Origin of the sequence: Streptomyces sp. RP5T (genome assembly GCF_003933965.1) — a bacterium.
Lineage (GTDB): Bacteria > Actinomycetota > Actinomycetes > Streptomycetales > Streptomycetaceae > Streptomyces.
In genome coordinates, this window is sequence record NZ_RSAJ01000467.1 from 1 (window position 1) to 6,590 (window position 6,590).

The following is a 6,590-nucleotide window of genomic DNA, read 5'->3' on the forward strand; positions in this document are numbered from 1 at the left end:
CCGGAAATCCCCCCGCCGGTGGAGATCTCGCACCCGACCGACTGCGGGCCGAGCCGCGAACCTAGACTCGGGGCCATGCGAAGCGAGCCCGTGGTCCAGGTCCACGCCCTGGTGAAGCGGTACGGCACGAAGACCGCCGTGGACGGCCTCGACCTGGTGACCCGGCCGGGCGTGACCGCCGTACTCGGGCCCAACGGCGCCGGCAAGACGACGACCGTGGAGACCTGCGAGGGATACCGCAGGCCGGACTCCGGCACGGTGCGGGTCCTGGGCCTCGACCCGGTCCGCCAGGCCCGTGAGCTGCACCCGAGGATCGGCGTGATGCTCCAGTCCGGGGGCGTGTACTCCGGCGCCCGGGCCGACGAGATGCTGCGGCACATGGCCGGGTTGCACGCGCACCCGCTCGACGTGGACGCGCTGATCGAGCGCCTGGGCCTGGAGAGCTGCGGCAGGACGACGTACCGCAGGCTCTCCGGCGGCCAGCAGCAGCGCCTGGCCCTCGCCATGGCCGTGGTGGGCCGCCCGGAACTGGTGTTCCTGGACGAGCCGACCGCCGGTCTCGACCCCCAGGCCCGCCACGCGACCTGGGACCTTGTCCGCGACCTGCGCGCCGACGGCGTGTCGGTCGTGCTCACCACGCACTACATGGACGAGGCCGAGCAGCTCGCCGACGACGTGGCGATCATCGACGGCGGCCGGGTCATCGCCCAGGGCGCCCCGGAGGAACTGTGCCGGGGCGGCGCGGAGAACACCCTGCGCTTCTCGGGCCGCCCCGGGCTGGACGTGGGGTCCCTCCTGAAGGCCCTCCCCGCCGACTGCACGGCGGCCGAGCTGACCCCCGGCTCCTACCGGGTGGTCGGCAAGGTCAACCCCCAGCTGCTGGCGACGGTGACGTCCTGGTGCGCCCAGCACGGCGTGATGCCGGAGAGGATCTCGGTGGAACGGCACACCCTGGAGGACGTCTTCCTCGAACTGACGGGCAAGGAGCTGCGCGCGTGACCGCCACCGGTACGTACACCCCGAAGCCGGGTGCGGCACCCCTGGGACGCATGATCGCGACCCAGGCCGTCCTGGAGACGAAGATGCTCCTGCGCAACGGCGAGCAGCTCCTGCTGACGGTGGTGATCCCGGCCCTCGTGCTGGTCCTGTTCAGCTCGGTGGACATCATCGACACCGGCGAGGGCAAGGCCGTGGACTTCCTCACCCCCGGCGTCCTGGCCCTCGCGGTCATGTCGACGGCCTTCACCGGCCAGGCCATCGCGACCGGCTTCGAACGCCGCTACGGCGTCCTGAAGCGCCTGGCCTCCTCCCCGCTGCCCCGCTGGGGCCTGATGACGGCGAAGACGGCCTCGGTCCTGGTGACGGAGATCCTCCAGGTGATCCTCCTGACAGTGATCGCCCTCACTCTGGGCTGGTCCCCGCAAGGGAACCCCTTCGCCGTTCTCCTGCTCATGGTCCTCGGCACGGCGGCCTTCTCGGGCCTCGGCCTCCTCATGGCCGGCACCCTCAAGGCGGAGGCCACCCTGGCCGCGGCCAACCTGGTCTTCCTGCTCCTCCTGGTCGGCGGCGGAGTCATCGTCCCCCTGGACCGGTTCTCCCCGAGCACGCAGGACGTCCTCGGCCTGCTCCCGATCACGGCCCTGTCGGACGGCCTGCGGGACGTGCTCCAGCACGGCGCCGGGATGCCGTGGGGCGACCTGGGCATCCTGGCGGTCTGGGCCGTGGTGGGCCTGGCCGCGGCGGGACGCTTCTTCCGCTGGGAGTAAAGGCCGGCAGGGAGCAGAGGTCCGCAGGGAGCAGGGCCCCGCCGCGACCAGGGGCCCTCGTGAACGCGTGCACAAACGGCCCCCTACGATGGACACGTGCCAAACGTGACCCGCGCCGACGCCGTAGCGGCCGTCCGCAACCCGCTCGCCTTCATCGCCGCACGCTGGACCCCGACCCCCCGGACGGTCCAGCGGGCGGCCCTGTCCGCTCTCGTCATGGCGGTGGTCATCGTGGTCACCGGCGGCGCGGTGCGGCTGACCGGGTCGGGCCTCGGGTGCCCGACCTGGCCCAAGTGCACGGACGACTCACTGACCGCGACCAGCGCGATGGGCGTGCACGGGGCCATCGAGTTCGGCAACCGGATGCTGACGTACGTGCTGTGCGCCGCCGTCGGCTGGGCCATCATCGCGGCCCGCAGCGAGAAGCCCCGCCGGCGCAGCCTGACCCGGCTGGGCTGGGCGCAGTTCTGGATCGTGATGAGCAACGCGATCCTCGGCGGCATCGTCGTCCTCGTCGGCCTGAACCCGTACACCGTCGCCGCCCACTTCGTGGCCACGACGGCCCTGATCACGGTGGCCGCGGTGATGTGGCAGCGCACCCGCGAGGGCGACACCCCGCCCCGCCCGCTGGTCGGCAAGCCGGTGCAGCAGCTCGTGTGGTTCATGGTCGCGGCCGCCGCCCTGCTGATCCTGGTCGGCACGGTCGTGACCGGCGCCGGACCGCACGCCGGTGACTCCAGCGAGGTCGAGCGGATGCCGCTGGACTGGGAGACGGTGAGCAAGGTGCACGCGGTCCTGGCCTGGATCGTGGTGTCGCTGACCTTCGCCCTGTGGTTCATCCTCAAGGCGGTCGACGCCCCCGAGAACCCCCTGCACCGCACCCGCGACCTGTTCCTGATCCTGCTCTCCCAGGGCGTGATCGGTTACGTCCAGTACTTCACCGACCTGCCCGAGTTCCTGGTCGGCCTGCACATGCTCGGCTCGGCCCTGGTGTGGATCGGGGTCCTGCGGGTCCTGCTGGCCCTGCGGGAACGGCCCGGGGGCGAGGTGCCCGAGGTGCCGGCTCAGTACGCGGCCACGAGTTCGTCGATCGCCGGGCCCAAGTAGCCGCGGGTCAGCTCCGCCCTGTTCTCGACCGGAGTCCGGGGATCGCCGTAGCGGCGTGCCCGGATGTCCTCGACGACCTGCGCGGGCGCCCCGAGCCGGGGCAGCAGTTCCAGTGCCTCGCGCTTCGTGATCAGCCGTCCCTCGCGCAGGGTCACGCTCGCGCGGGCGAAGGTCAGCAGCCCCAGGTCGACCCACACGTCCCGGCTCCACAGCGGGGCGTTGTCCACGGCCGGCCGCCAGAAGTCCCGCTGGTCGCGGACGACGAAGTCGGCCAGTTCCCGGTCCGGCACCGGCGCCAGCAGGTCCGCGGGCGGCGCCCCGTGCAGTACCCGCCCGAAGGCGTGCAGTTCGCGCCGGGTGACCGGGGAGACCGGCCGTCTGAACAGCTCCTCGTGCGCCCAGGTGAGGTGGCGTCGGTCCATGTCGGCCGAGGGCGTCAGATACGTGCAGTGCAGCTGCCCGGACAGCGGCGCGGCCCGCAGCCGCGCGTGCAGTTTCGCCAGCCGCCACACCGTACGCGGCCCCAGAGAGTCGAGTACGGCGATCAGGTCCAGGTCGCTGCGGCCCTCCTGGTAGTCGCCGCCGGCCAGTGAGCCGTGGGCCCACACGGCGACAGGGGCGAGCGGGGCCAGTTCGGCGAGGAAGCGGTCCAGCAAGGCGTCGGTCTGCATGGGCCCATCCTGTACAGCTCACTCCAGCCCGTACACCCTGCGCGCGTTGCCCGCCGCGATCAGCCCCGCCACCCGCTGCGCGTCCGCCAGCGACCAGGCTCCCTCGGCGACCCAGTTGCCCAGCACCCGGCCCAGCGCCTCGCGGAACAGGCGCGCCCCCACCACGTGCAGTTCGGGCAGGCTGTGGGCCCCGCTGGAGAAGACGATCTTGCCGAAGGGGGCCAGTTCCAGGATCTCCGCGAGGACGGTCGCCGCGCGGGCGCCGGTGCGGACGAGGGCGGCTCCGGAGTCGGCGTAGACGTGCGGGAAGAATCCGGCGAGATGGGCGGCGTGCCGGTGGTAGGGGTAGCTGTGCAGCAGGACCAGGTCGGTGCCCAGACCCGCGGTGGCCCGGACGAAGTCGGTGAGCAGCACGGGGTCGGTGCGGTCGATGCGCAGACCCGGCTCGCCGAGCCCGGCGTGCAGTTGGAGAGGCAGGCCCGAGGCGGCGGCGATCCACAGCAGGTGCCGCAGGAGCACCGGGTCGGACAGCTCTCCGCCCACCCGGCGGGCCGCCAGCCAGCGGCCTGCCGCGCCCCGCACCTCTCCGGGCCCCGGCGGCTCGGGCGCGAGCGCGAGACCGTGCCGTACGCCCGCCACCGATGTGAAGGCGACCGCGCTCGTGGCGGCTCCGTGCACCGATTCGGCGAGGTTGGCGAGGAAGGACTCGACGGTGCCGGAGGTGTCGGCGACCTGTTCGGCGAGGAGTTCCAGGCGCACGATCTCGCGGGCGTCGGCGGCCGCGGCGGAGGCCAGCTCGATGGGCCCGGTGAGATCGCCGGGCAGCCCGGTGTCGACCAGGTACGTCGTGATCCCGCTGCCGCGCAGCAGTCTGCGGCCCGCCTCCAGCACACCGAGCTCGCGGCGCCGGGCCAGATAGCGGGCGGGCGGACAGTGCGGTTCCAGGCCCAGCAGGGGCGGGCACCAGCGTCGTACGGCGAACCCCGTCTGGGTGTCGAACAGCGTGGTGCCCGGGGCGGGCGGGCCCTCGGTGCGGGCCAGCTGGGCCTCGAAGGTGCCGAGGCCCAGCTCCGTCCTCAGTACGCCGTGGCAGTACTGGTCCACGAGGGACGGCGTTTCGATCATCCGGGCTCCCCGTTCTTGGACCGTGTCGCTCTAACAGGTCCTAACGGGTGAACCGGGCATCAGGTGTTGCTGGCGCACACCCCATGTGAAAGGCGGCCGGATCTCAGCCGTTCGAGGGACCGCCGACCTGGATGCCGGCCATCCGGCTCCACTCGTACGGTCCGGTCCGCACCTTCGCGGCGAACTCGCCGTCGAACTCCTCGTGCACCGTGATGCCGGACTTCTCGACGGCCTTCTCGGCGAGCTCCTGCGAGGGGGCCACCAAGTCGCCCCAGCCGCCGTCCTCGCCGACGAGGACGATCCGGGTGCCGCGCCGGCCGATGTTGGCCAGCTGGCCCTCGGCGCCGCCGTGCTTCCTGGAGAAGGCGCTGATCTGCCTGGCGAGCCGCGCGACCTTGCGCCCGGCCTTCGCGTCAACCTGCTGCGTGTCTGCCATGACCAGGATGCTACCGACGAGTAGAGACGACGGCGACGTGACCCTTACCTCAGGAAGGGGTCCACCGCCACCGCGAGGAAGAGGATCGACACGTAGGTGATCGACCAGTGGAACAGCCGCATCTCCTTGAGCTTCGCGCCCGTCACCTCGGCCTTGGCCCGGTTCTGGAGGCCGTGCGCCTCCCACAGCCAGAAGCCACCGGCGAGGAGCGCGACCGCCGTGTAGAACCAGCCGGTGTAGCCGAGCGGGGTGAGCAGCAGCGACACGCCGACCATCACCCAGCTGTAGATGACGATCTGCTTGGCGACCACCTTGTTGGAGGCGACCACCGGCAGCATCGGCACGCCCACGCGCGCGTAGTCCTCGCGGACCTTCATGGACAGCGGCCAGTAGTGCGGCGGCGTCCAGAAGAACATCACGAGGAAGAGGACGACCGGCGCCCAGGACATGGAGTTCGTGACCGACGACCAGCCGATCAGCACCGGCAGGCAGCCGGCGATGCCGCCCCACACGATGTTCTGCGAGGTACGGCGCTTGAGGATCATCGTGTAGACGACGACGTAGAAGAGGAGTGCGCCGAGGGAGAGCCAGGCGCTCAGCCAGTTGACGGTGAGGCCGAACAGGAGCGTCGAGACGACCGCCAGCGTGATGCCGAAGGCCAGACACTCGCGCGGCGACACCATGCCGGTCACCAGCGGACGCTGCGAGGTGCGGTCCATGAGCGCGTCGATGTCGCGGTCGATGTACATGTTGAGCGCGTTGGCGCCGCCCGCGGACAGATAGCCGCCGACGCAGGTGAGCAGCACCAGCTTCAGGTCCGGCACGCCCTGCTGGGCGAGGAACATCACCGGAACGGTGGTGATGAGCAGGAGCTCGATGATCCGCGGCTTGGTCAGCGCCACGAATCCCTTGACACGGGCCCCGAACGGCCGGTGACGCGGGCTCTCGCTCGCACCGAGTACACCCGCTGGACGGGATTCGACGGCCGTCACGCACACCCCTACAGAGACATCCCAGCAAGCCTCACCCGTGTGAAGTCCCGGTAAAGGCTCGCGCGTACCACGCCACTGTAGACGTTGCCCATACCCCGATATTCGCGGGGGTCGGCTCGTGTCCGCGGACGCCCCCGGAAGAGCCGGGTCCCACTCGGTTGAGCACTCGGACGAGCGGCTGCGTATTCACTTGCCGAATGCGGTACGGGCCAGCGGGAAGGCGGATCCCCGCGCGGCCCGGCAGTCTGGAATGACCCGAAAAAACGCACGTACTTGCGGGGGTAGGCTCGACAACGGCCGGGCGTCCCGTGCACCGGCATTTCGACATGTGTGACATGTGGAGAGGAGCCCTGACCCAGGGTGAGCACCAAGCCGACCACCACAGACCTCGAGTGGACCGAGTTGGACCAGCGGGCCGTCGACACCGCCCGCGTCCTGGCCGCCGACGCCGTACAGAAGGTCGGAAACGGCCATCCGGGTACGGCGATGAGCC

At 71.2% G+C, this 6,590-nt stretch carries 8 protein-coding genes; 4 read left to right on the forward strand and 4 right to left on the reverse strand.

The window, feature by feature from the left end:
- Positions 1-75: 75 nt before the first annotated feature.
- From EHS43_RS33550 to EHS43_RS33560, 3 genes are all read left to right on the forward strand, one after another.
- On the forward strand, positions 76-999 hold the full coding sequence (locus EHS43_RS33550) for an ABC transporter ATP-binding protein (protein ID WP_125194424.1): 924 nt from the start codon (positions 76-78) through the stop codon (positions 997-999).
- Positions 996-1,766, forward strand: a complete 771-nt coding sequence (locus EHS43_RS33555) for an ABC transporter permease (protein ID WP_125194425.1) — start codon at positions 996-998, stop codon at positions 1,764-1,766. Before EHS43_RS33550 ends, EHS43_RS33555 begins: the two co-directional genes overlap by 4 nt.
- Positions 1,767-1,862: 96 nt before the next feature.
- Entirely contained in the window at positions 1,863-2,873 is a 1,011-nt protein-coding gene (locus EHS43_RS33560; RefSeq protein WP_125194426.1) for a heme A synthase, read from the forward strand.
- Here EHS43_RS33560 and EHS43_RS33565 read toward each other — a convergent pair.
- The 4 genes from EHS43_RS33565 to EHS43_RS33580 all read right to left on the reverse strand — a co-directional run bounded on the left by EHS43_RS33565 (position 2,831) and on the right by EHS43_RS33580 (position 6,103).
- Positions 2,831-3,544: a nucleotidyltransferase domain-containing protein gene (locus tag EHS43_RS33565; RefSeq protein WP_125194427.1), complete on the reverse strand. Its 714-nt coding sequence runs from the start codon at positions 3,542-3,544 to the stop codon at positions 2,831-2,833. The two genes, EHS43_RS33560 and EHS43_RS33565, sit on opposite strands and share 43 nt — an antisense overlap.
- A gap of 18 nt (positions 3,545-3,562) precedes the next feature.
- Positions 3,563-4,669: an amidohydrolase family protein gene (locus EHS43_RS33570; protein ID WP_125194428.1), complete on the reverse strand. Its 1,107-nt coding sequence runs from the start codon at positions 4,667-4,669 to the stop codon at positions 3,563-3,565.
- A gap of 103 nt (positions 4,670-4,772) precedes the next feature.
- Complete coding sequence (locus EHS43_RS33575) at positions 4,773-5,105, reverse strand: hypothetical protein (RefSeq protein WP_125194429.1); 333 nt, start codon at positions 5,103-5,105, stop codon at positions 4,773-4,775.
- Positions 5,106-5,149: 44 nt separating this feature from the next.
- Positions 5,150-6,103, reverse strand: a complete 954-nt coding sequence (locus tag EHS43_RS33580) for a heme o synthase (protein WP_125194430.1) — start codon at positions 6,101-6,103, stop codon at positions 5,150-5,152.
- A gap of 354 nt (positions 6,104-6,457) precedes the next feature.
- On the opposite strand from EHS43_RS33580, the gene EHS43_RS33590 reads away from it, so the two are divergent.
- Positions 6,458-6,590 (forward strand): hypothetical protein (locus EHS43_RS33590; RefSeq protein ID WP_148104149.1); only part of this gene is annotated, 133 nt, incomplete at its 3' end.